Origin of the sequence: Rhizobium sp. CF122 (assembly GCF_000282035.1) — a bacterium.
GTDB lineage: Bacteria > Pseudomonadota > Alphaproteobacteria > Rhizobiales > Rhizobiaceae > Rhizobium.
In genome coordinates this window covers 1-26,540 of record NZ_AKKA01000075.1, presented here as the reverse complement: position 1 = coordinate 26,540, position 26,540 = coordinate 1, and the positions used below count along the sequence as shown (strand labels likewise).

Here is a 26,540-nt window from a genome sequence, read left to right as displayed (position 1 = left end):
CGTCGAAGGAAGGTTATTGCACTTATACAAAGCATAAGGATTTTTAATGATACCCAACCTTGATCAACTCTTGGCCTTTGTAACCGTCATCGATCTAGGGAGTTTCACGGCGGCGGCCGACAAGGTTGGCCTTACCCAACCGGCCGTCAGTCTGCAGGTCAAACTGCTCGAGCAGCGGCTTGGGGTTCGGCTGATCGAGCGCGTGGGGCGACGCGCACTGCCATCGCCAGCCGGCTCGGATCTCCTCGTTCACGCAAGGCGCATCCTGGAAGAGTGTGGTGCGGCGGCCGATGCAATGACGCCACATCGAGAGGGCTCGGCCGGTCGAGTCAGGATCGGCAGCGGCGGGACGGCGTCAATACACCTGCTTCCTCGCGCAATCGCGTCCGCGAGAAAGCGAATGCCGGGACTTGAGATTACCGTCCGGATCGGCAACACCGAAGAGGTCTTGCGTGATCTTGAGGCAAACGCACTCGACCTCGCCGTCGTCACCCTTCCCGCCTCTGGCCGGTCGCTGGAGATCGAGCCTTTCTACGAGGACGAGTTGCTGGCAGTGGCTCCCAAAGACAGCGAAATACCCGAAGGAGGACCCGACGCCGCGTTTCTCAAAGACAAGGTTCTCCTGCTCTACGAGGGCGGCAACACGCGCGCTGCCACAGACGGGTGGTTCGCCGACGCGGGCGTCCGCATACAGCCTGCGATGGAGTTCGGAAGCGTTGAAGCGATCAAGGAGCTGGTCGCCGCAGGATTGGGCTGGTCGCTGCTGCCTGCACTCGCGTTGAAGCAAGACCGTGCAGGATTTCTCATAACGTCGCCCGTCAGGCCGCGCCTGGTCCGTCAGCTCGGCATTGTTTTGCGCCGGGACAAGCACCTCACAAAAGGTCTGCGGGAAGTTATGAAGTGTCTGCGCGAATTCTGAGGCTAGCTTTAGCGCGAATACTGTTGGCGGCGTGGCCATTGCTGTCATGTGTCGTTCTCATGATACGACAAGGGCACTGTCTGCGTACATCCCATATCTGCCATTCACATGAATATGCACAATGGGGCCCTATGGTAGCGTTTTTGATTGACTACAACACGGCATGCGCTAGCTGTTATACAACGAGCTGATTCAATCCTGGTGGGATACATCAAAGAATCTAGGCGCCGCGCAACGAGGAGGCCCAACCCATATGCCGGAAAATCGTGCGAATTGGCCTAAGCTGGTTCCACAAGGATCCGAATTCTTCAACCGCGCCGAGGCAGTTTTCTCGCTCTGGGATCTCGACCTCGTTCTTGTCGATTGGTCCGAAAAACTCGCCGAGCGCTCGGGCTTTAACGAGCAGGCCCACACGAAGTTGGCTGATATTTACCCGGCGCTGGCAACCCCTCCGTCCGCAGACCTCGTACAACTCGTCATCAAGACCGGCCGGCCACAATCCATCCGGTTAGGTGTATCAACGCACGACCGGTACGACCTGCTGCTGCTGCCGGCCAGGGAGGGGTTGGCGATCGTCGAAATCGGCGCTGCCGATCGCAATGAGACGACAACTGCGCACGAGCAGGAGCGAGCGCTGCTCCTACACCAGGCAACCCATGACGTCCTGACGGGATTGCCCAACCGCCGGCAGTTCAGCGACGAGTTGGGGCGGCTTCTTCCTACCGACGACAAGCGCGGTCTTGCGCTGATGCAGATCGACCTGGACGACTTTAAACCAGTCAACGATACGCTAGGGCACGGCGCTGGAGACATTGTTCTGAAGCTTGCCGCCGGCAGGATCCGAAGCGTGCTTGGCATGGACGAGACAGCCTTCCGCCTTGCCGGTGACGAATTCGCGATCATCCAAACTGCTCAAGAGCAACCACGTGAGGCCGAGCGACTGGCTGACGCGCTGGTTGGCGAATTCAAGAAGCCATTCGTGGTAGACGGCATCACTGTCTTTGTGGGAGCCAGTATCGGCATTGCGATTGCGCCGCGCGATGGCGATGAGGGCGAGCAGTTAATGAAAGCAGCCGACGTCGCCCTCTATGCTGCAAAAAAGGAAGGACGCCGCCGCGCGCGAACCTTTGATCCCAGCATGTTGGTAGTGCTGGAGCAACGGGAGGTGCTGAGGCGCAGCCTTAGAGTCGCGCTTCAGCATGGAGAGTTCTTCCTCGAATATCAGCCTCTTGTCGACAACTCGCGCACCGTAACCGGCTTCGAGGCTCTCCTGCGCTGGCGCCATCCCAGGCTCGGCGTGATCCCTCCGATCGCCTTTATCCCGATGGCAGAGGCAGATGGGCTGATGAGCGAAATCGGCCAATGGGTGCTGGACGAAGCCTGTCGGGAAGCCTTGAGTTGGCCGGACCATTACACCGTTGCCATCAACTTATCCCCGGCGGAATTCTTGACAACAGGCTTCACTGATCGCGTGTCGCAAACTCTCGATCTTATCGGCTTTCCCGCCGAACGCCTGGAACTCGAGATTACGGAAACCGTCCTTCTGGAGCGCACGATCAATAACCTCGATACTTTGAACATCCTCAACGTGCTTGGCATCCAGATCTCCCTCGACGACTTCGGGACTGAGTACTCATCCTTGAGTTACCTGAAGAATTTTCCCTTCGATAACATCAAGATCGACAAATACTTCATCAACGACCTCCTGGACGACGAAAAGAGCCAGACGATCGTGCGGTCCGTCATTGCGCTGTCGCACGGGCTTGGCATGCGTGTCACTGCCGAAGGCGTGGAGACAGCCGAACAGGCCGCGTGGTTGCTGGAGGAGGGCTGCGACAGGCTGCAGGGCCACTTCCTGAGCCCACCGATGCATGTGGACCACATTGGCCAATTCATCGGCCACCGGAAAGCGCGGCGGGGAAACGGCGGCGCAACGAGGACCATGACGGGTCCGGAGGGAGCCGGGATGGCGCTTGGCCAAGGAGGTGCAGGTTGAAAAGGCAGGAGGCGGCGACGACAGCAGACACGGCTTTCGAGCAACTTCTCAATCTGGAAATGGAGATGGCAACGTTCACGGCCGACTGGCTGCATTGCGATCAACTCTCGAACTATGTCGCCCGAATGGTCAGCCATGACCGCCGTGATCCGCTGCGCCACTCCAATCTTCTTTCTTCGGCCCTCAACGAACTCCTCGAGATGTCGTTTCGCTCGAACGCGCAAGAGGGCGAACTGATATGCGTCTTCTATCGTCATGAACAGATAGAACGGATCGAGTTGAGCTTTCCGTGCCCGTCGCAACAGCGTCGCTTTTACTTTGAACTCGTCCAGGGTCTGAAACACAGTGGACAACTGGCAAACTACGTAGAGGTCATCGCCGACGAGACGGCTCCCCTGGAGCAAGCAGTCCTATTGGGATTGGCGGTCAACTATGACGCGGACATAGAGCTACGCGCCTCGAGCGCCGACGCGCTCACCTTCGTTGTCGACCTGCCGCTCGAGAGGCTCCTCCATTGACCCCGAACGGTTCTTCACCTGTCTTTACGACGCAATTCGACACCGGCAATCAGGAATTTGTAGCAACCGGCGTTCTCCGACCCCGTTCGATCACCGACATCGCGGATGATCTCTTACTGCTGCGAGACAAGATTGAAACGGTCCAAGGGGTCTTCTACGTCAATCTGAAACGCGTTACCCACATGAACAGCACGGCATTCCGTGCCCTGGCGCGGGTCCTGGTCGACGCCTCCCGCTCGCGGCCGGAGCTCAGGATTGTCGTTCTGACGTCGAGTGTTGTCACATGGGCAACGCAGGTGTTTCGGCACCTGAGCGAACTCTCGCCTAACATCTCCATGGAGATATATGATTCTGCCTTTTATCCCGGTCAGACATTTGTCGAGAACGAGAGCTTCATCCCTATCCTCCGGACACAGACGAAAATGACCTGGCGTCACGAGCGGGAGATCCTGCCACGGCACGGACTTCGCAGCGGCATGACGATCGCCGACATTTGCTGCGGCATCGGTGATTTCGCAATGCTTGTCAGGAAGGAATTCGACCCCGCCAGGATAGTCGCGCTCGACCATTCCATGGCAAGCCTCGACTATGCGCGCTCCGTTGCGGAAGACTTCTGCGTTCGCGATATCGAGTACACTTATGGCGATGCATCGCAGATGCTGTTCGAAAACGACCAGTTCGATTTTGTGACGTGCCGGCACTCGCTGCAGATCTTCAACCGACCCGAACTCCTGTTGAGGGAGCTTTATCGCATCTGCAAGCCGGGCGGCAGGGTCTACATCACCAACGAAAAGAACTCCCACTGCCTGGGTGAGCCCCGCGCCGACAGCATCCAGTGGACCTATAACGAGGTTGCCAAGCTCTTTCGCCATTTCGACATGGACGTCGAAATGGGGCCAAAGGGTTCTCGCCTGCTGCTGGATACTGGTTTCGAGGATGTGAGGATCGAAAGTTTCATGGTTACCAACCTCGACGGCGATCCGCAGGAATTCGCCGACGTCATTGAAGCCTGGGAAGATGTTTATGCCGGGGAAATGTCCGTCAGACGAGGAGACACGCCCGAATTCATCGCGCGGTTCAGGCAGGGCTTTAGAGATCATATCTTTGCCGCGCTTCACCCGAGAGGCTATGCCGGCTGGCCTATCTGGGCAGCGTCGGGGCAAAAGCCGCTATGACCGGTGCTTCAAAGAAACCAAGCCTCGGATTGCGCTCGTTTCGGACGAAATTCATCATCGTCGTCGGCGGCGCCGTGCTTTTCGATCTTCTTGTCAGCGGCGGCCTTGCGCTCTGGAATGTGCAACGTCTGTCACGCGATGCGACCACTCAGGTCGGCGAGGGCCTAGAAAGGGCGAGCCAGGATTATATCCGCTCCTCCACCGATTCCACGGTCGCGCAGGTCGGGCTGCTTCTCGACCAGGTGCATTCCGACGTTAAGGCCCTCGCCGGCGTGCTACAGGCGCAGATCGATCGACCGATCAGAAACAACCAGGTTGGCGACGCAATGGCCACAGCTGACCCTGATGCTGTGACCCTAAGCTTCAACAGCATCGGCGGCTGGGCGCAGAACGCTCCCGGCTCACAATCCGTCGTCAGTGTCTGGGGCTACCTCCTCGACAAGGATCATCGTCCGCTGCCGCAAGTGCAGGCCGATATCGAAACCAGTGCCGTTCTTGATCTCGTTGCCCCGAACCTCCTGCAAAACGGAGCCTCCAAACTTCAAATGTACTACATCGGTCCGAAAGAGCGGCCGATCTTCAGAACTGCTCCCTATACCGATCAGGCGCAGACATTCGACAAGCTCTATCCCGGCCACAATGAGGCGAACTTCTGGGACTTCTTCTTCCCCGGCATTTACGAATCTTGGCAGCAGTGGGCGCAAAATCCAGCCTCCCGCCCCGTTCCTGAAAACATCACCCAGACCGCCCCCTACACCGACGCCATAACAGGAAAGCTGATCGTCAGCTTCTTCCATCCTCTCTGGACGGCTGATCGCCGCGACGTAGCTGGGACGGCCGGCGCCGACATCACGCTCGATCAGCTTGGCGAAATCGTCGAACACGTGAAGGTCGCGGAAAGCGGTTTCGGCTTCCTCGCCATGTCAAACGGCAATGTTGTTGCAATCAACCGAACCGGGGAGAAGGTCATCGGCTTGCGCGCGGCAAGCGATGCGACCAACCAAGGCGTGACAGGAGTTGACCGCTCGCTCCGAAACAGTTCGCAGAAAGCCATTGCCTCTCTTCCACTCGATGCGGATGGCGTCATTCAGCACATTTCACTGAGCGAAAATGGCGAGGACGTGCCCTATCTGGTGGTCACAAAACAGCTCCGCCCTTCCAATCTTTGGGTCAAGGGCCCCGTTCAGCGCGAAGTCATGTCGCTTGGTATTGTCGTACCAGAGCGGGAGATTTATGCCTCGCTGATCGCTGCCAGGGAGCAGATAGCGCGGGCGACCAACCGTATCCTGCTCTATCAGATCCTCGCGGTTCTCGTGTCACTGCTCATCGTCGCAGCCGCAGTATTTGCGGCGTCGAAGCGCATCACCAGCGGGATCCGTGCCCTGGCGGCCGCGGCAAAGCGCATTGAAGCGAAGGACTATTCCGTGCGGGTGGCGATTACCAGCAAGGATGAGGTCGCGCAGGCGGGGCTTGCCTTCAATCGCATGGCCGAACAGATCAGCTTCCACACCGAGAACCTCGAAAATCTGGTCGAGGAACGCACGAAAGAGATCGAGGAGGCAAAGGAAGAAATCTCGGCATTGAATACGCAGCTGAAGAGCGAAAACCTACGCCTCGGCGCCGAGCTCGATGTGGCCCGACACATCCAGATGATGGTGTTGCCACGCGCAACGGAGCTCGGCGCGGTAGAGCATTTGGAAATTGCCGCTTATATGCGTCCCGCCGACGAGGTTGGTGGCGACTACTATGACGTCTTGCAGAACGGCAGGACCCTGAAGATCGGTATTGGCGATGTTACAGGTCATGGCCTGGAGAGCGGCGTTCTGATGCTGATGGTGCAATCGGTCGCCCGCGCCTTGCTCGAGGCGGGAGAAACCGACCCATCGAAATTCCTTGCACACCTGAACCGAGCGATCTTCAAGAATATCGAGCGGACGAGGACCAATAAGCACCTCAGCTTGTCTTTTCTTGACTACGATGGTGAGCGCCTCACGATCTCCGGACAACATGAGGACCTCATTGTCATTCGCCAGACAGGCGAGGTCGAGCGCATAGATACCGGTGACCTCGGCCTTCCGGTTGGACTTGAATCCGATATCTCGCCTTTTGTTGATACTCGCGAGATATCCTTCGAGAAAGGCGACCTGATCGTGCTTCATACGGACGGTATCACGGAAGCCGAAAATACACGGGGCGAGCTGTTCGGCATCGATCGGCTTTGTCAGAGCGCACGGCGCCTGCATGGCCAGACCGCCGAAGAGGTAAAGGACGGTATTATCGAAGGGCTGATGGCCTATATCGGAACGCAGAAAATACATGATGACATCACGCTGGTTGTGATGCGGCATAGGTGATGACATGACCGTCACGCTCTTTGGACAGAAACACCTCACCTCCCCCGATACTACTCACGCGTTCCGGCTTCGGTTGTTTGACGGTCCGCTTGATCTCGCCTGGAAGCATTCCGGCATGACGTCCGACTTCATCGCCGAGATGATGGCGCCAAGGTTTCGTCCATCGAAGCGGATCTACAATCAGCTCAAGCAGGACATCGGTTACCTCGCAAACGAACTGATCGAGAACGCCATTAAGTTTCGCGTTCGTGGAGAAGTCGTGGTAGAAGCGCGTGCACAACCGGATTATTTTCGACTCAGGGTGTCCAATTTTGTCGACAGCGAGACGGCCGACAGATTCAAGCAACTGCTCGGGAAGGTAACGAGCGGCGATCCCGGCGATCTGCTTATCAGGCAGATCGAGTCAAATGCCACGACCGCGACCGGCGATGCGTCCGGCTTGGGTTTGCTCACCTTGATGAGCGACTACGAGGTGCAGTTTGCCTGGCTCTTCGAGGAGGACAACCCTCGCGAACGAACAAGGCTTGAAACATATGCCGCGATGGCAATTCCGGCATGAAACGGCAGGAGGTGCGCCATGGAAATTAGAGAAGAAGCCTACCGCGTCTGGTCCGAAGGCAGCACCGTCTATTTTGATGGGACAATGCGTCTGTCGGGACCTGACGCGTATGCGCCTGTCCAAGCACTCGCGATGAAGGCGCTCGAAATTGGGGGCGGCAAAACCACTTTGGACCTGACGGGCCTGGAGTTCCTCAATTCCTCCGGCATAAACCTGCTCGCCAAACTGACAATCGAAGCGCGCAACCGCCCGGACATTCATTTGACCGTGCTGGGGTCATCACAGATTTCTTGGCAGACGAAGTCGCTGCCCAACCTCAAGAAGCTGCACCCTGGCGTGGATCTAAGGATGACCTGACGGCGTACGACTAAGTGAAAAGAAAGGGCAGTGCTCGCCTGATCGATAATGGAGGCCGAATTGCCAGACGAACGATCTCGCTCCTCCCCCGCACCATCCGATGCCGGCGTCGGTGACGACGGCAGGGCTGTGCAGATGGAACGTCGTCGCTTTCCTCGCGAGACGAAACCACAAGAAGAGCAGCCCGCACCACCACCAGCATTGAAGCCGTTGCGGTTTTCCACGCGCGACCTCGAACCGGAACAGCAATTTGCCGCCTGGCAGTCTTACGTCGCGCCGCTTGTCGATATCAGGCGCCCGGATGGTTCTCCCATGGGCTTTGTGGCCGACCACGCGGCCTGGAACCTCGGCGGCATGCTCATCGTGCAGCAAAACACCCCCGCCCATAGCTACATGCGTTCGGAAGCGAAGGTGAGGTCAAGCCCTATCGATCACTGGCATATTTCTGTATTGCGCAGCGGCCGGACATGGACGGAAGTCGGTGGACACGTTTCCGAGGGCGAACCTGGAAAGGTGGAGTTGCGCAGTTTGGGGCATCCCTTTCGCGGTCGATCGACGGACGCCCAAACCCTGTCCCTGTATCTGCCTCGGGAACTGCTCCATCCCGCCTCCACCGAGATCAAGAACAACATCGCGCTTTCCGGAACGCGTGCCAAGCTCCTGATCGACTATCTGGACGGCGTGGAGGCGAAGCTCGCGCAGCTGGCGGAGGTTGATCTTCCGCATGTCGTCCAGACCATCCGTGACATGATCCTGACCTGGGTTTCGTCGTCGTCAGCACACCTCTCATCGCCAGAGCCGCACAACAATCTGCCGCTGAAGGAGCGCGTCTACCACTTCGTCCAGCACAATTTGATGTCGTCCGACCTGACAACCGACCGTTTGTGCCGGGAATTGGGCGTCTCGCGCACGCGGCTCTATCAGGCTTTCGAACCGGACGGCGGCGTGCATCACTATATTCAGCGACGCCGGCTTTTGTCCGCACACGCCGCTTTGAGTGATACGTCCAACCGGCAACAGATCGTCGATATCGCCTTTGCAGCAGGTTTTTCCTCAGCCGCGCATTTCAGCCGCGCCTTCAGCAAGGAATTCGGCTACAGCCCGCGCGAGGCGAGGCACGTGGCCATGCCCTCTTATCTCGGGCACTCGGTCGAGCCCGAGTCCGAGGCCGAGAGCGCTCAATCCTTCGACACGTGGCTGAAAACACTCGGGCACGCCCGCCGCGCCTGAGCGCTGCCATTCCGGTCGCGTTAAAGCGGCCATCGGCAGGATGCCGAAGGCTGACAGCCCCCACCCGTTCGACCACTCTGATCGCCGCGTCACGCCCATCCGTGTGCCAAAATCAATCATGGCGAGAGCCGCTGGGGCACTACCAAAGGCAGCAGAAATGGACGCTGCTGCAAGTTTCTGGATGCGCAGCTAACGACAGGGACCCCGTAAGCCCTTAATAAAGAAGCATAATCGCAGTGCAGTCAGTCAGACGGAACGCACAGCAAATGCGCTCCCTTCGTCAATGAAGCAACTTTCAGGGGCATGTCATGGAACCGACCAATCCTACGATCCAGATCAGCAATCCTCGATATCCTGCGAATGATCCTTACCGCGTCGTCGAGCGCGAGGAAGTCCTTGCACAGGCCTTTCGGGCTTTCGTGCAGCGAGCCGTTGCTGCCGGTTGGAAGGAATCGGAGGTTGCCCTGACCTTGGCCGATATCGCCGATGACTACGTAATGGCTCTCGCTCGAAGGGTTACGGCAAACTAGTACCGAGTACCGTCCGCGTATCGCAGCTGGGGGCAAACGCGGAAATGCCAACATCCCTTCAACCGGCCCGGGGCCCGCCGCTTTGCAGATGACGCGAAGCGGTGGGCCTCGGTCGTTGCGCCCTGGCTAGCCCAGTTCAACACCCTTGGCCGCGTCCTCGATAGATCAAGTCGGCGCCAAGACCGACAATCGGGAGCAGTCATTTGCTTTACAGATATCACGCTGTACAGTCTGCGAGCAGCCATCGGCAGCGGCTCGACTGCGAATGACTGCCGCGCCTAGAAGGAGGAATGATGTTCCATCATGTTTCTATCGGCGTGTCCGATCTTGAGCGTGCCCGCAAATTCTACGATGCAGCACTTGAGCCTTTGGGCTATGCGAGGCTTTCAACGAGTGACAAGTGGCTGGGATATGGCGCCGAACAACCCCAGCTTTGGATAAAGCTCGCGGAGCGCCCGGTTGTCCCCGATATGGAGTCGGGATTGCACTTCTGTTTTGTTGCCGACAGCGAGGAAGGTGTCAGAGGCTTTCACGCAAAAGGTATAGCCAATGGCGGGACGGACAATGGTGAACCCGGCATACGTCCCGAGTACGCGTCCTTCTATTATGCAGCATTCGTCATCGATCCGGATGGCTATCGCCTGGAAGCCTTTTTCCACCACCCTGAATGAAGGCCCGCGACGCGGGTCGCCTCAAATACCCCTGATCGCAAGGCAACCGCATGTCGCAACACCTTGAGCCGGCCTCCTCTCGTTCGCCTTCAGCGGTGATTTGGGTCGGCTTTATTGCGATGTGCGTCGGCATGTTCATGGCGATCCTGGACGTGCAGGTCGTCGCCACATCCCTGCCAACGATCCAGCAGGCCATCAATATCGATCCAGACCAGATGAGCTGGATCCAGACCATCTATCTCATCGCGGAGGTGGTCGCGATACCGTTGACCGGCTTGCTGACGCGCGTCTTGACGATGCGATGGTTATTCGTCGCCTCCATCGGCCTGTTTGTCGTCGCTTCCGCCGGCTGTGCGGCAAGCAGCGACTTCAGCGAGCTGGTTGCCTGGCGGGCGCTTCAAGGCTTCTCCGGCGGCACGTTGATTCCCGCGGTGTTTTCGGCTGTTTTCATCCTCTTTCCAAACGAGCGGCAGGCAATTGCCACAACAATTGCGGGCGTACTGGCGGTTCTGGCCCCAACTGTCGGCCCGATCATCGGCGGCTGGCTGACGTCGACCTACTCGTGGCACTGGCTGTTCCTCATCAATATCATCCCCGGGATCGTCTCGGCGCTCGTGGCGTGGCGGTTCTTGCCGCCGCAAAAGGGCGACACCTCCGAACTTCGAAATCTCGATAGTCTGTCGCTTGTCATGATGGCGTTGGCACTGACGAGCCTCGAGTTGGGACTGAAGGAAGCGCCGACGAGCGGCTGGATCTCGTCTTATGTTCTGAGCCTGCTGGTGGTAAGCTTGGTCTGTGGGGCCGCGTTTGCATCGCGGTCGCTGCGCAGGACACGCCCGATCGTCGACCTGCGTCATTTCCACGACCGGAATTTCCTGATCGGTTCGGCCCTCAGTTTCGTGCTGGGGATCGGCCTCTTCGGCTCGGTCTATCTTATGCCGGTTTTCCTTGCCTTCATCAGGGGGCACAACGCCCTGGAAATCGGGACGACGATGCTGGTTACGGGTATCACGCAGCTGATCGTCGCGCCGATCGCCGTTGCGCTGGAAAAGCGAACGGATCCGCGCCTGCTTTCGGCCGCAGGCTTCGTATTGTTCGCAATCGGATTGGGGATGAGCGCATTTCAGGATCCACGCTCCGACTACGACGCCATGTTCTGGCCCCAGGTCGTGCGCGGCGCAGCGATCATGTTCTGTCTGCTGCCACCGACCCGCCTCGCGCTCGGAACCTTGCCGCCGGCGCAGGTGCCTGATGCAAGCGGGCTCTTCAATCTGATGCGCAATCTTGGTGGGGCGATCGGCATCGCATTGATCGATACGATCATCTACACGAGGTCGGAGCCGCTTGGGCAGAGGCTATGGGATCAACTGCGAGCCGGCGACGCAGCCACAGCAGCGTTTGTCGGGGCTCCAACCGGCACGATCACCGGCAGCGCAGGCACCTTCAGTCCCGACACCATCGCCGCGCTGGATCCGCTGGTGCAGACGGCAGCAAGCGTCCAGGCGATCAACGAGGCTTGGCTGATCGTCGCCGTACTGACAGGCTGCGCACTGCTCTTTCTGCCATTCGCAAGACCGGTCGCTCCGCCGCAATGAAATTGCGGGAGGGCCTTTCGTTTGGCGATGCCAACATCAAAGAGTGAACAGAGCGTTTAGTCGTCTTTTCGTGGCAGATGCCGCTTCCCATGTTAAACCAATCGCAAATCCCACGGCAAACCGTGATATCCAACGGGCAAAATCATGAAGAAAATCGGCTTTCTCTCTTTCGGCCACTGGACGCCTTCGCCCCAGTCGCAGACCCGCTCCGCAGGCGACGCGCTGCTCCAATCGATCGACCTCGCCGTTGCCGCCGAAGAACTTGGTGCGGATGGTGCCTATTTCCGCGTCCACCATTTTGCTCGGCAGCTTGCCTCCCCGTTCCCCTTGCTGGCTGCAGTCGGCGCCAAGACGAAGACCATCGAAATCGGTACCGCGGTCATCGACATGCGCTACGAAAACCCGCTTTATATGGCTGAGGACGCCGGGGCCGCGGATCTGATCGCAGGCGGGCGCCTGCAACTCGGCATCAGCCGCGGTTCGCCCGAGCAGGTCATCGATGGCTGGCGCTATTTCGGCTACCAACCGCAGGACGGCTCGACAGATGCCGATATGGGCCGTGGCCATGCCGAAGTGTTCCTGGAAGCGCTGAAAGGTGAAGGCTTTGCCCAACCGAACCCGCGTCCGATGTTCCCCAACCCACCCGGCCTGCTGCGCCTTGAGCCCTATTCGGAAGGATTGCGCGACCGCATCTGGTGGGGTGCCGGATCCAACGCAACCGCCGTCTGGGCAGCCAAGCTCGGCATGAATCTGCAAAGTTCGACGTTGAAGGATGACGAAACGGGCGAACCCTTCCACGTCCAGCAGGCCGCGCAAATCCGTGCGTACCGCGAGGCATGGAAAGAAGCCGGCCATAGTCGCACGCCGCGCGTATCGGTCAGCCGCAGCATCTTCGCGCTCGTCGACGATCGCGACCGCGCCTATTTCGGTCGCGGCGGCAAGGAACAGGATTCGATCGGCTATATCGACGAAAACACCAAGGCCATCTTTGGCCGCTCCTACGCGGCCGAACCGGAAGCGCTGGTCAAACAGCTCGCCGAAGACCAAGCGATTGCCGAAGCCGATACCCTGCTGCTGACCGTCCCCAATCAGCTTGGCGTCGACTACAACGCCCATGTGATCGAGGCGATCCTCAAGCACGTAGCCCCTGCCCTCGGCTGGCGTTAGACTCTCGCGCCCGTCTATTGCTTTAGGGCGAGCCCGCTGCGTCCGCTTGTCGTATCGGCGATCAGCTGGGCAATTTCCTCTGACTTTGCTTCGGGAAAGCTGGCAGTGATCTCCGCACCCGCGCCAGAGAATGTCTCGCTCAGGATCTGCACGCCTTCGAAAGCGGTGAGCCTTGCCTTGAGGATGGCAAGGTCGGAGAACCCGGCGCGGATCGTTGCTTGCAACGTTGGAACGAGCTCGACGAGCTCGCCGGCCCGGAGGCAGGCGGCGGCCGTGCCGCCATAGGCGCGGATCAATCCACCGGTGCCAAGAAGAACGCCGCCAAACCAGCGCGTCACGATAACCATGACCTTGTCCAGCGATTGTCCGTCAATCGCCTGCAGTATGGGTTTTCCGGCTGTTCCACTTGGCTCGCCGTCATCGCTGAAGCGGTACGCCTGACCGATACGCCAAGCCCAGCAGTTGTGGTTTGCATCGGCCTGGGAGTGCGCCGCAAGCGCCTCCTTCGCTTCGAGCTCACTGGCGATCGGTACGCCGATCGCCAGAAACCGGCTCTTTTTCACGATCTGCTCAAGGGATGTGGTTCGTTCCAGCGAATACATGACAGCTGTATAGGGCAGCGCAAGCGCCGAGCGAAGACGGTTTATCGGGCGACGGCGGACATGACAGCGGAGAGTCTCTCCGTGGACGCAGCGCTGCCCTTACCCCACTATTGTGCCGGCATCGAGATCCGACCCTTCATGTTCGGATGAAAGCGACAATAGTAGTCGACCGGGGTGGTTGCCTTCAGCACCACACGTCCCGATTTGCCGGGAGGAATGACCACCTCCCAGGCTCCCTTCATGGTCGCCGTATGGGCAAGAATGTCCTTGTTGATCCATTCAATGGTGTCGCCTGGCCTTGCGCTAATCTCGGCGGGCGAAAACATCACCTTTTCGATTGTCACCGTGACTGTTTCCGCCCGCGCCGGAACGACACCTGTTGTCAACGCCAATACCGCAGCAATCCACAGATGCCGTCGCAGCATGTCGAAATCTCCTATTTGAGGTTGGCAGCGACGTGCTCGGCGTGCTGCTGGTGGCCCTGGAAGATTTTCAGACCGGTTTCGAGCAGTTCCTTGAGTTCGGCATTGCTCGCCGAGGGGATCAACAGCGTCTCGAGCGCGCCGTTGACCTGCTTGTGGTAGGCGACTTCGTTGGCGACGTAGGCCTTGTCGAAGCTCGCGCCGTTGAGCTTGGCGAGTTTCGCCCGCTCATCGGTCGCATCCTTGGCCAGCGCCTTGCTCGTAGCGTTGTCCTCAGGCGTAACCTTGAGCTTCTTGACCAATGCGAGAGCCTGCGTATTCACGGCCTCATGGTCTCGCACCATGTCCTCAGCGAAGGCAACAACGTCCTTGTTCTTGGATTTCGAGATCGCAAGTTTTGCTGCCTCTACGTCGATGACACCGGCTGTATAGGCGATATGAGCGATCTGCGGGTCCGTCGGTTTGTCCGCGGCCCATGCCGATGGCGCAATTGCGAGTAGGCAAAGCGCGGTCAAGGTTGTCATCTGTCGGGTATGCATGGAACCTCCTTGGCCCGAGCCGGCGAGGCTGGGCGTTGTTTTCTGGAACGAACATTGGATGCCGGCCCGACGCTTAGGTTCCCGCGATTAATCGGGAAAGCCGAGACGGCTCATCACGGCGGCCGTCAGACGCTCGCAACGGCGACCGGCAAAGGGAAATGCGGAAAGGAGCACGGGACCGATCTGCTCGTCGAGGCGCTCCCGCACCAGGCGTCTGGCACGATGCAACCGGGTCTTGACGGTCCCGGCCCGTAGGCCAAGCAGCGCAGCCGTCTCCTCCATGCTCAGCCCCTCGATGACTCGGGCGACAAAGACGGTTCGATAGATATCGGGAAGCGCATCGGTTGCCTGCTCGACCAGCTGCAAGATTTGTCGCTGCGCCATCGTCCGCTCCGGATCGCCACTGGGGTTGTCGACAGGAAATTGGACGATCGTCGCTCCACCGCTTTGCTCCATCGAACTCACCAAGCCCGTCGTCCGCCGTTTTTTTCGCAGACGCCCGAGTGCCTCGTTGATCACAATGCGTGATAGCCAGGTCGCCAGCGACGCATCTCCCCGGAAGCGATCGAGATGTGCAAACCCCAGCACATAGGCTTCCTGAACAACATCTTCGGCTTCGCTGTCGTTGCGAACGATGCTTCTTGCGAGCCTGAAAAGCCGCTGATTGTGAGACGTCATGATTGCGCGAAATGCGTGGCGATCGCGTGCAACCGCGCGACGCGCCAGCTCGACATCGGCGAGCGTATCGAGTGCTTCTGCCCGATCGGTTCGAATGTGCGACATCGTCACCTCCTTAGCATGGCTATAGATGGGGCTTGATCGGAAAGGTTCCCGAAAATCATGCGCCTGCATTTAGGCTGCCAAAGGCGTTGCCATCCCCGTGGGCCCGGCCGCTCGTTAGCATGTTGCGACCGTTTTTAGGTGGAGGAGTTTGACACGGCAGAAAAGATGCCGACATTGCCGTAAAGGCTTTACCGAAGCGGCCGCAGAAAGCGGGACCAACGCAGTTTCTGGATGGGATGGATAAAATGGACCTCAAGGACTCGACACTCTTTCGTCAGGCAGCCCTCATTGGCGACAAATGGATCGAGGCCGATCCGTCGAATGCGATCGAAGTCAACAACCCCGCAACAGGCGAAATCATCGGCCGCGTACCGAAGCTTGGCGCAGCGGAAACGAAAGCGGCGATCGAGGCCGCACGCATTGCCCAAAAGGGCTGGGCAGCGCGCACCGCCAAGGAGCGTTCGGGCATTCTTCGCAAATGGTTCGAGCTGATGATCGAGAACAAGGATGACCTCGGCCGCATCCTGACGCTCGAACAGGGCAAGCCGGTTGCCGAAGCGACCGGTGAGATCGTCTACGGTGCAAGCTTCATTGAATGGTTCGCGGAAGAAGGCCGGCGCGTCTATGGCGATCTGGTTCCCGGTCACCAGCCCGATAAGCGCATCATGATGATGAAACAGCCGATCGGGGTAGTCGCCGCGATCACCCCCTGGAATTTCCCGAACGCGATGATCACCCGCAAGGCGGGGCCCGCCTTTGCTGCCGGTTGCGCCATGGTGCTAAAGCCGGCCAGCCAGACGCCGTTCTCGGCCATTGCGATTGCCGTGCTTGCCGAACGCGCCGGACTGCCGAAAGGGCTGTTTTCCGTCGTCACCGGCTCGGCACGCGAGATTGGCGCCGAGATGACCGCCAACCCGACCGTCCGCAAGTTGACCTTCACCGGTTCCACCGAGATCGGCGCCGAGCTTTACAAGCAGAGCGCTGCGACGATCAAGAAGCTTGGGCTCGAGCTTGGCGGCAACGCCCCCTTCATCGTTTTCGACGACGCCGATCTCGATGCGGCGGTCGAAGGCGCGCTGATCGCCAAGTTCCGCAACAACGGTCAGACCTGCGTGTGCGCCAACCGGCTCTACGTGCAGGACGGCGTCTACGATGCCTTTGCCGAGAAGCTTGCGACCGCCGTCGGCAAACTGAAGACCGGCAACGGCTTCGACGAGGGTGTCATTCTCGGGCCGCTGATCGATCAGCCGGCTCTGGAAAAAGTCGAGGAGCACGTTGCCGATGCACTCGCCAAGGGGGCGAGCGTCGTTCAGGGAGGAAAGCGCCATACCCTCGGCGGCACTTTCTATGAGGCGACGGTGCTCGCCAACGTCACCAAGGAGATGGTCGTTGCCCGCGAGGAGACCTTCGGCCCAGTGGCGCCGCTCTTCCGCTTCAAGGATGAGGCCGACGTGATCGCGCAGGCCAACGACACCGAGTTTGGCCTGGCCTCCTACTTTTATGCCAAGGATCTTGCCCGCGTCTTCCGGGTGGCCGAGGCCCTCGAATACGGCATGGTCGGCGTCAACACCGGCCTGATCTCGACGGCAGAAGCGCCATTTGGCGGCGTCAAGCTCTCCGGCCTGGGGCGAGAGGGCTCAAAATACGGCATCGAAGAATTTATGGAGATTAAATACGTCTGCCTCGGCGGCATCAGTTGAATGCCCGGGGGCTGGCGCGGACCGCACGGTCCCCACACTCTTCTTTGGTAGGAACGGCAGGGGTTCTAAGGCCACCGTCCAATACAATGCGACCAGCGAAAGGTGTAACTTTGTTCGCCGGCGTAGCGTTGTATCAACCGAAATTACGCCATTCCTACCGATAGCGTGATTACCTTAGCCATGGTTATTGCACGTCTTTCGTGCCATATTGGCAATCAGCACTGCTCAACATTTGAGTCGCGATCGAGCGCAAGAATGGAGATGATAAAGATGCTGTATGGCCTTCCCAAGCCAATTTCGAATTCCTCTAAGTATTTGAAGGAACGAATACTAGGTTCTGCCGTTTTCTCAGTAGGCGCGCCGACAGGGCAGCGATCCCGATCCCGTTTCAACCAGCCGGCCGCGGGAGAGCATCATGCAAAAAGGTGAAAGCGACGTCTTCGATCTTTTCTCGGAAATTTACACAAGCGCCGCGCAAGAAGAATTGAGCCTACAGGAATACCTGCTTGCCTGCCGCGATGATAAAAGCCTGTATGCGACAGCACAGGAGCGAATGGTCGAAGCAATCGGCGAGCCGACCCTGATCGATACCAGCGCAGATGAGCGGCTTGGCAGGATTTTCGCCAACCGCACTGTCAAGATCTACCCATCCTTCGCTGATTTCTACGGAATGGAAGATACGATCGAGCGGATCGTCGGCTACTTCAGATATGCCGCGCAAGGGCTCGAGGAACGAAAGCAAATCCTCTATCTGCTTGGGCCGGTCGGCGGCGGCAAATCGTCGCTTGCCGAGCGCCTCAAGAGGCTGATGGAGCAGCGCCCAATCTACACCTTGGCCGTTAACGGCAAAATCAGTCCCGTCTTCGAGTCCCCTCTCGGCCTCTTCCACCCTGAACGGATGGCAGGGCTGTTGGAAGACAAGTACGGGATTGCACGACGGAGGCTCACGGGCCTGATCTCGCCATGGGCAACGAAACGGCTCGACGAGATCGGCGGCGACATCTCGAAGTTCAGTGTCGTCAAGCTGACACCCTCCCGTCTGCGGCAGATCGCAATCGCCAAGACCGAACCGGGTGATGAGAACAACCAGGATGTGTCTGCGCTCGTCGGCAAGGTCGATATCCGCCAGCTGGAAAACTTCAGCCAGGCCGATCCGGACGCCTACTCCTACAGCGGCGGACTGAACAGAACCACACAAGGACTTCTCGAGTTCGTCGAGATGTTCAAGGCGCCCATCAAGGTGCTGCACCCGCTGCTGACTGCGACGCAGGAAGGCAGCTATAACGGCACCGAGAACTTTGGCGCCTTCCCCTTCCAGGGCATCGTCGTTGCTCACTCCAACGAGTCCGAGTGGCTGCACTTCAAGAACAACAAAAACAACGAGGCGTTCCTCGACCGCATCCTCGTGGTCAAAGTGCCCTATTGCCTGCGGGTCACCGAGGAGCGGCAAATCTACGAGAAGCTGCTGCGCGAGAGCGAACTGGCAAAGAGCCCATGTGCCCCCGAGGTGCTCGAAAATCTCAGCCGCTTCACGGTTGCAACACGTCTCCACGTCCATGAGAACTCACCGCTTTACACCAAGATGCGCGTTTATGACGGCGAGAACCTGAAAGACACCGATCCCAAGGCCAAGTCCGTACAGGAGTATCGTGACGCCGCCGGTGTTGACGAAGGCATGACCGGTATCAGCACGCGCTTTGCCTTCAAGGTTCTCTCGGAAACCTTCAATTACGACACCAAGGAGGTGGCAGCCGACCCCGTACACCTGATGTACATCATGGAGCAGGCGATCCGACGCGAACAGTTTCCGAAGGAAACCGAGGCGCGCTACCTTGATTTCATCAAGTCCGAGCTTGCTGCGCGTTACGCCGAATTCATCGGCCATGAAATCCAGAAAGCCTACCTGGAATCCTATAGCGAATATGGGCAGAACCTGTTCGACCGCTATATCGCCTACGCCGATGCATGGCTGGAGGATCAGGACTTCAAGGACTACGATACCGGACAAATCCTCAACAGGGAGATACTCGATAGCGAGCTGTCGCAGATCGAGAAGCCGGCGGGCATTGCCAATCCCAAGGACTTCCGCAACGAGGTCGTGAAATTCACGTTGCGCGCGCGCGCCAAGAACCATGGGCGCAATCCCTCCTGGACGAGCTATGAAAAGCTTCGCGAAGTCATCGAGAAGCGCATGTTCGGTCAGGTGGAAGATCTCCTGCCGGTCATTAGTTTCGGCTCCAAGAAGGACAGCTCGACAGAGAAACAGCACGCCGAATTCGTCCAGCGCATGACGCAGCGTGGCTACACGGTTCGCCAGGTCCGGCGGCTCGTCGATTGGTATATGAGGGTCAACAAGGCCGGTTGACGATGCCGAACCGGGAGATTGGCAGATGCCGAATTTCATCGACCGCCGGCTCAACCCGAAGGACAAGAGCCTCGGCAACCGGCAGCGTTTCCTGAAGCGTGCCCGCGAGGAACTCAAGCGGGCCATCAAGGAACAGGTCAAGTCCGACAAGATTGCCGACGTGGACGCCGCCCATGGCGTCCCGATGCCGAAGCGTGGCGCAGGCGAGCCGACCTTTCAGCCCGCCTCCGACAGCGGTGAGCGCGAGTATATTTTGCCCGGCAACAAGGAATACATGGCGGGTGACAAGCTGTCGCGACCGCAAAGCGGTGGTGGCGGCAGCGGCCGCGGCGCTGGCCGTGGCGAGAGTGAGGACGACTTTCAGTTCATTCTATCCCGCGACGAGGTTCTCGATCTTTTCTTCGAGGACCTTGAGCTGCCTGATATGGTCAAGCTGAATCTCAAGGAAACGGTGACCTACAAGCCGCACCGCGTCGGCTTCAGCACAGCCGGAACACCCACGAACATCAATGTCGCGCGGACGATGCGCAATAGTTTCGGCCGCCGCATGGCCTTGCAGCGGCCGAGCGAAGCCGCGGTGAAAGCGCTTGCGGACGAGATCACCGCCCTGGAAGCCGAGAAGGAGTTATCCACTGCAAACCGACGGCGCCTACAGGCGCTGCGCGAGGACCTGGAGCAGATGGAGCGCAGACGTCGGCGCATTTCCTATGTCGATCCGGTCGACATTCGCTTCAACCGCTTCGAGCGCCAGCCGGTTCCCAATGCCAGCGCCGTGATGTTCTGCCTGATGGATGTGTCGGCATCCATGGGCGAGCGGGAAAAGGATCTTGCAAAACGCTTCTTCGTCCTGCTGCACCTCTTCCTGACCCGCCGTTATGAGCGGATCGATATCGTCTTCATTCGCCATACCGACGAAGCGCGCGAAGTCGACGAGGAGACGTTCTTCTACAGCAAGCAGAGCGGCGGGACGGTCGTTTCCACCGCACTTGAGGAAATGCTTCGTGTGATCGAGGAGCGCTATCCGGCACATTTGTGGAACATTTACGCCGCGCAGGCCTCCGATGGCGATAACATCAGCGGCGATTCCGAACGCTGTGCGGCACTGCTTCGCGACCATTTGATGCGTCTTTGCCAGTATTATGCCTATGTCGAGATCATCGACGAGCGCGAAACGGAAATCTTTGGAACGACCGACAACGGCACGTCGCTATGGCGCGCCTATCGCACGGTCGACGGGGAAGTGCCCAATTTCCAGATGACGCGGATCTCCCGACCCGCAGATATCTATCCCGTGTTCCGCAAGCTCTTTACCCGACAGCCTGCCATGCGCACGCGCAAGTAAGGACGACCAAATGGCGAGACGCTCGAGTTCAGGCCTGCTGTTTGATGGTTCCGATTGGAATTTTTCGACTCTTTCGCGCGCCTACGATGCCATCGAGACGATTGCGCTCGATGAGATGGGATTGGACGTCTATCCCAACCAGCTGGAGATCATTTCCTCCGAGCAGATGCTGGATGCCTACTCCTCGGTGGGCATGCCCCTGATGTACCAGCACTGGTCCTTCGGCAAGCGCTTCATTTTCGAGGATCACCTCTATCGCAAGGGACAGCGCGGCCTCGCCTACGAGCTGGTCATTAACTCCAATCCCTGCATCACCTATCTCATGGAAGAAAATACCATGGCAATGCAGGCGCTCGTGACCGCGCATGCCGCCTTCGGCCACAACCATTTTTTCAAAAACAACTATCTTTTCCGCCAATGGACCGACGCTGGCGCCATTCTGAGCTACATGGACTTCGCGAAGAAATACATTGCCAAGTGCGAAGAACGGCACGGGTTGAGCGCAGTGGAGGCGATCCTCGATTCAGCGCACGCCTTGATGGATCAGGGCGTATTCCGTTACCGTCGCCCGCCCCGACTTTCTTCCGAAAAGGTCAGAGAGCGCGCCCGGGAGCGACTGGAATACGAAGAGCAGACCTACAGCGATTTATGGCGTACGCTACCGCTGGCAACGGAAAGCCGCAACCCGGAAGACGCCGAACGCGACGCATCCGAACGCAAGAAGGTTCTCAATCTTCCAGAAGAGAACCTGCTCTATTTCCTGGAAAAGCACAGCCTCATCCTCGATCCCTGGCAGCGCGAGCTTCTCCGGATCGTTCGCGTCATTGCGCAATATTTCTATCCGCAGCGCCAAACCAAGGTGATGAACGAGGGCTGTGCGACCTTCGTGCACTACACGATCATCAACCGCCTCTTCGATCAGGGCCGGATCAGCGAGGGTGCGATGCTGGAATTGCTGAAAAGCCACTCCAACGTCGTATTTCAGCCCGCTTTCGATGACCCGCGCTTTCCTGGCATAAACCCCTACGCCTTGGGGTTCGCGATGATGCAGGACATCGAGCGCATCTGCATGGAACCGACGGAGGAAGATCGCGACTGGTTTCCGTCGTTTGCCGGCAATGGCGATTGGCAGGGGACGCTGCTCGACGCCTGGGCAAACCACCGGGACGAGTCCTTCATGCTGCAATATCTCAGCCCGGCAATGATCCGTAAGTTCCGCCTGTTTCTGCTCTCTGATCGCTCCACCGACAACTATTGCGAAGTATCTGCAATCCATAACGAGCGCGGCTATTCCAAGGTCCGCTCGGCGCTTGCCCACAGTTACGACGTCGGCGCCAGACAGCCCGATATCCAAGTTATCGATGTCGACCTGCTTGGTGATCGGCAGCTTCGGCTGCAGCACAATGTAAAGAACGGCATCCTACTGGAAGAAGGCACTCGTGATGCCACGCTGAGCCACATTCGCCGCCTCTGGGGCTACGACGTAAGCCTGAGCGGCGTCGATGCTGCAACCGGCGCGGTTCTCTACGAGTGCTCGACAGCTGAGATCTGAAGCCGGATTGATCGCCCTGAGGCGCGTTGGCACGACATCGCCGCTCTCGGAATCAGCGAATGCATTTGCCGTGCCACAGCCCGGGTTATGCCTTGGTGGACGTTGGGCATCTGCACGACGCCGAAATATCAATGCTTGTCCTCTTCCGCATGTCTACGCCTGATGCTTCGCACGACGAGCCACATACCAGCAACGACGATCGGAACAGACAGGCCGGTCAGCGTCTCGGGCGACACTTCGAGGCCGACATTGTGCGCGCCTTTTGCCAGGTAACCGAAGAGCCCGACGACATAGTAGGAGATTGCCGCCACCGACAGGCCTTCGACCGTCTGCTGCAGGCGCAGCTGCAGCTGTGCCCGGCGATCCATCGAGTTCAGCACCGTCGTATTGATACGCTCGAGTTCGACGTCGATCCAGCTTCGTAACAGCGCGGTGGCCCGGGCCAGCTTGCGCGAAAGATTCGCCTGACGCTCCTCGACCGACTGGCAGGTCCGCATGGCCGGTGCCAGTCGCCGTTCCAGGAAAGAACCGAGCGTCTCGCTGCCGGGTATCGCGGTTTCGGCGAGCGCGCGAATGCGCTCCTGGACGATCTCGTAGTAGGCGCGGCTGGCTCCGAACCGGTAGAGGCTGAGCGCCGCATTCGCCTCCAGTTCCGCCGCAAGGCGCGTAATCTCGAACAGCATCTGATCCGCCTCGTCGCGGGCGTGCAACTTCATCCGCTGTGTAATCGCGGTCAGGCCGGATTCGATCTGACGTATTTCGGGCGAGAGCGACTGCGCAAGCGGCAGGCCCATCATTGCGAGCGTGCGATAGGTCTCGATATCGAGAAGGCGCTGGACCAGCGCGCCGCGCGCACTGTCGGACATGCCGCGATCGATCACCAAAAACTTCGTCAATCCGTCACCGTCTTGGCGGAAATCGGTCAGGATCGTTGCCTGGCCGTTTCTCAGCTCGCTTCGGCACAGGCTGGTCGGATCGAAGACGGCAATCTCCTGCGCTGTATCCGATGTATCGGGCCGGATCTCCAGACGGATCCCTGATATGAAGGGCCCCGGCGGCGAAAAACTGTCGCCGAAGGGATGAACGGCTATCGGCGCGCCAAACCTCTCGGGCGATGGACAGTCCCAAAAGTATGTTGAGAACTCGGTGTGCCGCTCCCAGCGCAGCGTTCCCTGCCCCCAACTTATCGCATGATGGCTGGTTTCGCGGGCAGGCGGTGCAACGCCGCTGGAGCGGGATAGGTCGGCGAGCATCTCATGGTCGTTATCCCCGGCGCTTTCCGTCAAAAAAGCGAGCTGGAATATGACGCGTGGCGCCTGAACAAGCGCATAGGGCCGGGCATGAATCTCACCCAAAGCGCGTCCTCGAAGATCCGCAGGCGGAAAGCCAAAGCTTCCTTGCGTCATCCATGCATTCCTTTCGGTGGCGGGTTTTCCGGTCATCGATACTGGTGCCGCGGGCAGGTTGAGATGAAGAGGGAACTGAACAGGCTGGATTGGTCGCTTCCGATCAGCGTCAACACCTTCGTACGCCCCTCGCCAACTCGCAAGGAGATTTCTGATGTCCATGATGATGTCCCCACATCGCCCCTCAGGCGAGGCATGCAAGCATCTCGTTATATGCCTGTCCAGCGCGATCGGTTCGCGCGACCGTTTGCCACAGGCAAAGCATCAAAGAAGCGACTCATCTGCAGTGAGATTTAACGAACGAGGATTGCCCGGAAGTCGTTGGCATTGGTACCGGTGGGTCCGGTTTGACGATATCCGAGATCGCGTCGAAGACCGTCCTGGCGTCGTTTCGATCAAGATGATCCGCGGCATCATCCGCAACTGTCACAGCCGCGCCTTGGTTTGTCCATCCGCGAAGGTGCCGGCATTGTCTTCTAAGCCCTCGATCTCCCCCTTCCGTCACCCCTGACGGTCACGGTCGTCTCGGCGCCAGAAAGGATGACAACCGGCCTGGCGAGGGGACGATTCTTGGTCGCGACTTCACGGGCAATTGCCGCCACTTCGTAGGCTTCTCCTTCGATCGCGTCAGAAAGGACGACGGCATTGATGTCGGCGGCGCGTGCCTGCGCGACTGCGGCCTCCAAGGAGGCGGAAGCGGAAGCGATCAGACGCCGACCTTGCGGGCGCTTCACGAGATGGTCAGCGGAACCTCGCAGACGGTTTTTCATGGAACGACGAAAATACAAGCGGAGCTACCCACGATGACATTGTCATGTTATCGTCGGTTGCGAGGGAGACAGCAATGTCTGAGCTTCTACGAAGAGCCCCAAGCAGTGACAGCCCGCGTTCGCGGCGACGGCTGGAGCTGCTGACTTTCCTGATACTGGCGTTCGGAATCTGGCCCTTGGTGGCCGTCGGAGTCGTCGGCGGCTACGGCTTCATCGTGTGGATGTTCCAAGCTGTGTTCGGGCCCCCTGGCCCCCCAGCGGCGCACTGAGGCGGCTATGAGCTCAATCTCGAGACGTCAATTCCTTTCTGGCAACGCGGTGACGGCGTATGTCGGCCCTTGCCCACCAGGCGCATCCGCCGCCGCTGTCATAGAAGCCTGCACGGGTTGTGGCAAATGCATGGAACGATGTCCCACTGGGATAATCCGGATAGTAGGTGGTCTGCCGTCCCTCGATTTTTCGCAGGGCGAATGCATATTCTGCGGGGAATGCGCCCATGCATGTCCGGAACCGATTTTTTTGGCCGAGCGCATCTGCCGGTTTCCCCACGTCGCGACAATAAGCGATGATTGCTTCGCGCAACGACGGATCGCATGCCAGTCGTGCGGCGAAGCATGTCCCGAACAGGCCATTCGTTTCCGTCCTCGCATGGGCGGTCCCTTCGTGCCGGAGCTCGACGGCGAAAGGTGCACGGGGTGCGGTGCATGCCTGGGCATCTGTCCGGCGGACGCGATTTCGTTTCAAGCACGCACCGTGGAGGCAACCGATGTCTGACGGGCCGTCGCACTATCACGTATCAAGTGCTGTCGTTGCCACCCTGCCACCTAGCACTGAGCGTGTCCTTGCCGCGCTTGGCAAGATGGAGAACGTGGAAATCTACGGCTATTCCGGCGGCAAAATTATCGTCGTCATCGAAGGAACGAGTACTGGCCAACTGGGTGCGTGTCTGTCGCAAATCTCTCTGCTGGACGGAGTGATCGCGGCGAACATGGTGTTCGAGCATGTCGAGGAGGAGACGCAGTGCAATGACGGGAGAGTTGACAAGGCGTGACATTCTGAAAGCTCAGGCTGCGGCCATGGCAGCGGCGGCAGCGGGCATTGCGCTTCCTGTTTCCGCCCAGCCGGTGCCGGGCGGCGTGAGCGCTCTACAGATCAAATGGTCCAAGGCTCCATGCCGTTTTTGCGGGACTGGCTGCGGCGTAATGGTCGGCGTCAAGAATGGCCAGGTGGTCGCCACTCATGGAGACATGCAGGCCGAGGTCAACCGCGGCCTGAATTGCATCAAGGGCTACTTCCTGTCGAAGATCATGTACGGCGAGGATCGGCTGAAAACGCCGCTGCTGCGCAAACGGAACGGCGTCTATGCCAAGGACGGCGAGTTCGAACCCGTGAGTTGGGACGAGGCCTTCGACGTGATGGCCGCTCAGTGTAAGAAAGTGTTGAAGGAAAAGGGCCCGACGGCCGTCGGCATGTTTGGCTCGGGCCAGTGGACGATCTTCGAGGGGTATGCGGCCACAAAGCTCATGCGGGCGGGGTTCCGTTCCAACAACCTCGACCCCAACGCCCGGCATTGCATGGCGTCGGCGGCATATGCCTTCATGCGCACTTTCGGCATGGACGAGCCGATGGGCGTGTATGATGATTTCGAGAATGCCGATGCCTTTGTGCTTTGGGGCTCGAACATGGCGGAGATGCACCCGATCCTGTGGACACGCGTCGCCGACCGCCGGCTCGGGCAGCCGCATGTTCGCGTCGCGGTGCTCTCCACCTTCACGCATCGCAGCATGGATCTCGCCGACATCCCGATCATCTTCAAGCCGGGAACGGATCTTGCAATCCTCAACTACATCGCCAATCACATCATCCAGACCGGCCGCGTCAACCAGGACTTCGTACAGCGGCACACACGGTTCGTCCGCGGCGTCACCGACATCGGCTACGGCTTGCGGCCGGACAACCCGTTGGAAGTGGCGGCTGCCGGTGCGGCC

25 protein-coding genes and 1 pseudogene are annotated in these 26,540 nt (G+C 59.1%); 20 read left to right on the top strand and 6 right to left on the bottom strand.

Annotation, left to right across the window (positions count from 1 at the left end; genetic code table 11):
- Positions 1 to 46 precede the first annotated feature (46 nt).
- The 12 genes from PMI09_RS17625 (at position 47) to PMI09_RS17570 (ending at position 13,071) form a co-directional block, all read left to right on the top strand.
- A complete protein-coding gene (locus tag PMI09_RS17625; protein ID WP_007797101.1) occupies positions 47 to 919 on the top strand; it encodes a LysR family transcriptional regulator in 873 nt (290 codons plus the stop codon).
- Positions 920 to 1,172: 253 nt separating this feature from the next.
- A complete protein-coding gene (locus PMI09_RS17620) occupies positions 1,173 to 2,915 on the top strand; it encodes a putative bifunctional diguanylate cyclase/phosphodiesterase (RefSeq protein ID WP_007797098.1) in 1,743 nt (580 codons plus the stop codon).
- Positions 2,916 to 2,974: 59 nt separating this feature from the next.
- The gene (locus PMI09_RS17615; protein WP_052026558.1) at positions 2,975 to 3,433 is read left to right on the top strand and encodes a hypothetical protein; all 459 of its coding nucleotides are present in this window, start codon (positions 2,975 to 2,977) and stop codon (positions 3,431 to 3,433) included.
- Positions 3,430 to 4,608: a class I SAM-dependent methyltransferase gene (locus tag PMI09_RS17610; RefSeq protein ID WP_007797091.1), complete on the top strand. Its 1,179-nt coding sequence runs from the start codon at positions 3,430 to 3,432 to the stop codon at positions 4,606 to 4,608. Before PMI09_RS17615 ends, PMI09_RS17610 begins: the two co-directional genes overlap by 4 nt.
- Positions 4,605 to 6,962 carry a SpoIIE family protein phosphatase gene (locus PMI09_RS17605; RefSeq protein ID WP_007797088.1) on the top strand — a complete coding sequence of 786 codons (2,358 nt, stop codon included), beginning with the start codon at positions 4,605 to 4,607 and terminating at the stop codon, positions 6,960 to 6,962. The genes PMI09_RS17610 and PMI09_RS17605 overlap by 4 nt, the downstream gene beginning before the upstream one ends.
- A gap of 4 nt (positions 6,963 to 6,966) precedes the next feature.
- Positions 6,967 to 7,521, top strand: a complete 555-nt coding sequence (locus tag PMI09_RS17600) for a slr1658 superfamily regulator (RefSeq protein WP_007797086.1) — start codon at positions 6,967 to 6,969, stop codon at positions 7,519 to 7,521.
- A gap of 18 nt (positions 7,522 to 7,539) precedes the next feature.
- Complete coding sequence (locus PMI09_RS17595; RefSeq protein ID WP_007797083.1) at positions 7,540 to 7,878, top strand: slr1659 superfamily regulator; 339 nt, start codon at positions 7,540 to 7,542, stop codon at positions 7,876 to 7,878.
- A 135-nt stretch (positions 7,879 to 8,013) separates the two neighbouring features.
- A complete protein-coding gene (locus tag PMI09_RS17590; protein WP_007797079.1) occupies positions 8,014 to 9,108 on the top strand; it encodes a helix-turn-helix domain-containing protein in 1,095 nt (364 codons plus the stop codon).
- A gap of 308 nt (positions 9,109 to 9,416) precedes the next feature.
- Complete coding sequence (locus PMI09_RS17585; RefSeq protein ID WP_007797076.1) at positions 9,417 to 9,638, top strand: hypothetical protein; 222 nt, start codon at positions 9,417 to 9,419, stop codon at positions 9,636 to 9,638.
- Between the two features lie 293 nt (positions 9,639 to 9,931).
- The gene (locus PMI09_RS17580) at positions 9,932 to 10,309 is read left to right on the top strand and encodes a VOC family protein (RefSeq protein ID WP_007797073.1); all 378 of its coding nucleotides are present in this window, start codon (positions 9,932 to 9,934) and stop codon (positions 10,307 to 10,309) included.
- 50 nt (positions 10,310 to 10,359) lie between these two features.
- Complete coding sequence (locus PMI09_RS17575) at positions 10,360 to 11,904, top strand: DHA2 family efflux MFS transporter permease subunit (protein ID WP_007797070.1); 1,545 nt, start codon at positions 10,360 to 10,362, stop codon at positions 11,902 to 11,904.
- A gap of 144 nt (positions 11,905 to 12,048) precedes the next feature.
- Positions 12,049 to 13,071, top strand: coding sequence for an LLM class flavin-dependent oxidoreductase (locus tag PMI09_RS17570; protein ID WP_007797066.1), 1,023 nt, complete (start codon positions 12,049 to 12,051; stop codon positions 13,069 to 13,071).
- Between the two features lie 14 nt (positions 13,072 to 13,085).
- Here PMI09_RS17570 and PMI09_RS17565 read toward each other — a convergent pair whose 3' ends face one another.
- The 4 genes from PMI09_RS17565 to PMI09_RS17550 all read right to left on the bottom strand — a co-directional run bounded on the left by PMI09_RS17565 (position 13,086) and on the right by PMI09_RS17550 (position 15,417).
- Positions 13,086 to 13,673: an IMPACT family protein gene (locus PMI09_RS17565; RefSeq protein ID WP_007797063.1), complete on the bottom strand. Its 588-nt coding sequence runs from the start codon at positions 13,671 to 13,673 to the stop codon at positions 13,086 to 13,088.
- Between the two features lie 107 nt (positions 13,674 to 13,780).
- Positions 13,781 to 14,098 (bottom strand): cupredoxin domain-containing protein, encoded by a 318-nt coding sequence (locus PMI09_RS17560; protein WP_007797059.1) that lies wholly within the window; start codon positions 14,096 to 14,098, stop codon positions 13,781 to 13,783.
- Positions 14,099 to 14,109: 11 nt separating this feature from the next.
- A complete protein-coding gene (locus tag PMI09_RS17555; RefSeq protein ID WP_007797056.1) occupies positions 14,110 to 14,634 on the bottom strand; it encodes a DUF4142 domain-containing protein in 525 nt (174 codons plus the stop codon).
- 87 nt (positions 14,635 to 14,721) lie between these two features.
- Positions 14,722 to 15,417: an RNA polymerase sigma factor gene (locus tag PMI09_RS17550; RefSeq protein ID WP_007797054.1), complete on the bottom strand. Its 696-nt coding sequence runs from the start codon at positions 15,415 to 15,417 to the stop codon at positions 14,722 to 14,724.
- A gap of 245 nt (positions 15,418 to 15,662) precedes the next feature.
- Here PMI09_RS17550 and gabD point away from each other — a divergent pair, with 245 nt between their 5' ends.
- The 4 genes from gabD (at position 15,663) to PMI09_RS17530 (ending at position 22,376) form a co-directional block, all read left to right on the top strand.
- A complete protein-coding gene (gene gabD, locus PMI09_RS17545) occupies positions 15,663 to 17,117 on the top strand; it encodes an NADP-dependent succinate-semialdehyde dehydrogenase (RefSeq protein WP_007797051.1) in 1,455 nt (484 codons plus the stop codon).
- Positions 17,118 to 17,532: 415 nt separating this feature from the next.
- Positions 17,533 to 19,482 (top strand): PrkA family serine protein kinase, encoded by a 1,950-nt coding sequence (locus PMI09_RS17540; RefSeq protein WP_007797048.1) that lies wholly within the window; start codon positions 17,533 to 17,535, stop codon positions 19,480 to 19,482.
- 25 nt (positions 19,483 to 19,507) lie between these two features.
- Positions 19,508 to 20,824: a YeaH/YhbH family protein gene (locus PMI09_RS17535; RefSeq protein ID WP_007797045.1), complete on the top strand. Its 1,317-nt coding sequence runs from the start codon at positions 19,508 to 19,510 to the stop codon at positions 20,822 to 20,824.
- 10 nt (positions 20,825 to 20,834) lie between these two features.
- Positions 20,835 to 22,376, top strand: coding sequence for a SpoVR family protein (locus tag PMI09_RS17530; protein ID WP_007797041.1), 1,542 nt, complete (start codon positions 20,835 to 20,837; stop codon positions 22,374 to 22,376).
- A gap of 128 nt (positions 22,377 to 22,504) precedes the next feature.
- On the opposite strand, the gene PMI09_RS17525 is transcribed toward PMI09_RS17530, so the two are convergent.
- Positions 22,505 to 23,782 carry a DUF3422 family protein gene (locus PMI09_RS17525; protein WP_037083418.1) on the bottom strand — a complete coding sequence of 426 codons (1,278 nt, stop codon included), beginning with the start codon at positions 23,780 to 23,782 and terminating at the stop codon, positions 22,505 to 22,507.
- A gap of 293 nt (positions 23,783 to 24,075) precedes the next feature.
- Positions 24,076 to 24,492, bottom strand: a pseudogene (locus tag PMI09_RS32250) (MOFRL family protein); the annotation flags it as partial.
- 134 nt (positions 24,493 to 24,626) lie between these two features.
- On the opposite strand from PMI09_RS32250, the gene napE reads away from it, so the two are divergent.
- From napE to PMI09_RS17505, 4 genes are all read left to right on the top strand, one after another.
- A complete protein-coding gene (napE, locus tag PMI09_RS17515; RefSeq protein WP_007797030.1) occupies positions 24,627 to 24,821 on the top strand; it encodes a periplasmic nitrate reductase, NapE protein in 195 nt (64 codons plus the stop codon).
- Between the two features lie 7 nt (positions 24,822 to 24,828).
- The gene (locus PMI09_RS30480; RefSeq protein WP_081499088.1) at positions 24,829 to 25,326 is read left to right on the top strand and encodes a ferredoxin-type protein NapF; all 498 of its coding nucleotides are present in this window, start codon (positions 24,829 to 24,831) and stop codon (positions 25,324 to 25,326) included.
- Entirely contained in the window at positions 25,319 to 25,603 is a 285-nt protein-coding gene (locus PMI09_RS17510) for a chaperone NapD (RefSeq protein ID WP_007797024.1), read from the top strand. The genes PMI09_RS30480 and PMI09_RS17510 overlap by 8 nt, the downstream gene beginning before the upstream one ends.
- Positions 25,578 to 26,540: molybdopterin-dependent oxidoreductase (locus tag PMI09_RS17505; RefSeq protein ID WP_007797021.1), on the top strand; the 963-nt coding region annotated here is incomplete at its 3' end. The genes PMI09_RS17510 and PMI09_RS17505, both read left to right, overlap by 26 nt.

Bases quoted from the DNA above. Each gene is read 5' to 3' on its own strand.
- PMI09_RS30480 (WP_081499088.1), top strand. From the start codon at position 24,829: ATGAGCTCAATCTCGAGACGTCAATTCCTTTCTGGCAACGCGGTGACG.
- PMI09_RS17580 (WP_007797073.1), top strand. From the start codon at position 9,932: ATGTTCCATCATGTTTCTATCGGCGTGTCCGATCTTGAGCGTGCCCGC.
- PMI09_RS17600 (WP_007797086.1), top strand. From the start codon at position 6,967: ATGACCGTCACGCTCTTTGGACAGAAACACCTCACCTCCCCCGATACT.
- PMI09_RS17510 (WP_007797024.1), top strand. From the start codon at position 25,319: ATGTCTGACGGGCCGTCGCACTATCACGTATCAAGTGCTGTCGTTGCC.
- PMI09_RS17615 (WP_052026558.1), top strand. From the start codon at position 2,975: ATGGAGATGGCAACGTTCACGGCCGACTGGCTGCATTGCGATCAACTC.
- PMI09_RS17535 (WP_007797045.1), top strand. From the start codon at position 19,508: ATGCCGAATTTCATCGACCGCCGGCTCAACCCGAAGGACAAGAGCCTC.
- PMI09_RS17620 (WP_007797098.1), top strand. From the start codon at position 1,173: ATGCCGGAAAATCGTGCGAATTGGCCTAAGCTGGTTCCACAAGGATCC.
- PMI09_RS17625 (WP_007797101.1), top strand. From the start codon at position 47: ATGATACCCAACCTTGATCAACTCTTGGCCTTTGTAACCGTCATCGAT.
- PMI09_RS17540 (WP_007797048.1), top strand. From the start codon at position 17,533: ATGCAAAAAGGTGAAAGCGACGTCTTCGATCTTTTCTCGGAAATTTAC.
- PMI09_RS17525 (WP_037083418.1), bottom strand. From the start codon at position 23,782: ATGACGCAAGGAAGCTTTGGCTTTCCGCCTGCGGATCTTCGAGGACGC.
- PMI09_RS17575 (WP_007797070.1), top strand. From the start codon at position 10,360: ATGTCGCAACACCTTGAGCCGGCCTCCTCTCGTTCGCCTTCAGCGGTG.
- PMI09_RS17550 (WP_007797054.1), bottom strand. From the start codon at position 15,417: ATGTCGCACATTCGAACCGATCGGGCAGAAGCACTCGATACGCTCGCC.
- PMI09_RS17530 (WP_007797041.1), top strand. From the start codon at position 20,835: ATGGCGAGACGCTCGAGTTCAGGCCTGCTGTTTGATGGTTCCGATTGG.
- PMI09_RS17605 (WP_007797088.1), top strand. From the start codon at position 4,605: ATGACCGGTGCTTCAAAGAAACCAAGCCTCGGATTGCGCTCGTTTCGG.
- napE (WP_007797030.1), top strand. From the start codon at position 24,627: ATGTCTGAGCTTCTACGAAGAGCCCCAAGCAGTGACAGCCCGCGTTCG.
- PMI09_RS17560 (WP_007797059.1), bottom strand. From the start codon at position 14,098: ATGCTGCGACGGCATCTGTGGATTGCTGCGGTATTGGCGTTGACAACA.
- PMI09_RS17585 (WP_007797076.1), top strand. From the start codon at position 9,417: ATGGAACCGACCAATCCTACGATCCAGATCAGCAATCCTCGATATCCT.
- PMI09_RS17595 (WP_007797083.1), top strand. From the start codon at position 7,540: ATGGAAATTAGAGAAGAAGCCTACCGCGTCTGGTCCGAAGGCAGCACC.
- gabD (WP_007797051.1), top strand. From the start codon at position 15,663: ATGGACCTCAAGGACTCGACACTCTTTCGTCAGGCAGCCCTCATTGGC.
- PMI09_RS17565 (WP_007797063.1), bottom strand. From the start codon at position 13,673: ATGTATTCGCTGGAACGAACCACATCCCTTGAGCAGATCGTGAAAAAG.
- PMI09_RS17570 (WP_007797066.1), top strand. From the start codon at position 12,049: ATGAAGAAAATCGGCTTTCTCTCTTTCGGCCACTGGACGCCTTCGCCC.
- PMI09_RS17555 (WP_007797056.1), bottom strand. From the start codon at position 14,634: ATGCATACCCGACAGATGACAACCTTGACCGCGCTTTGCCTACTCGCA.
- PMI09_RS17590 (WP_007797079.1), top strand. From the start codon at position 8,014: ATGGAACGTCGTCGCTTTCCTCGCGAGACGAAACCACAAGAAGAGCAG.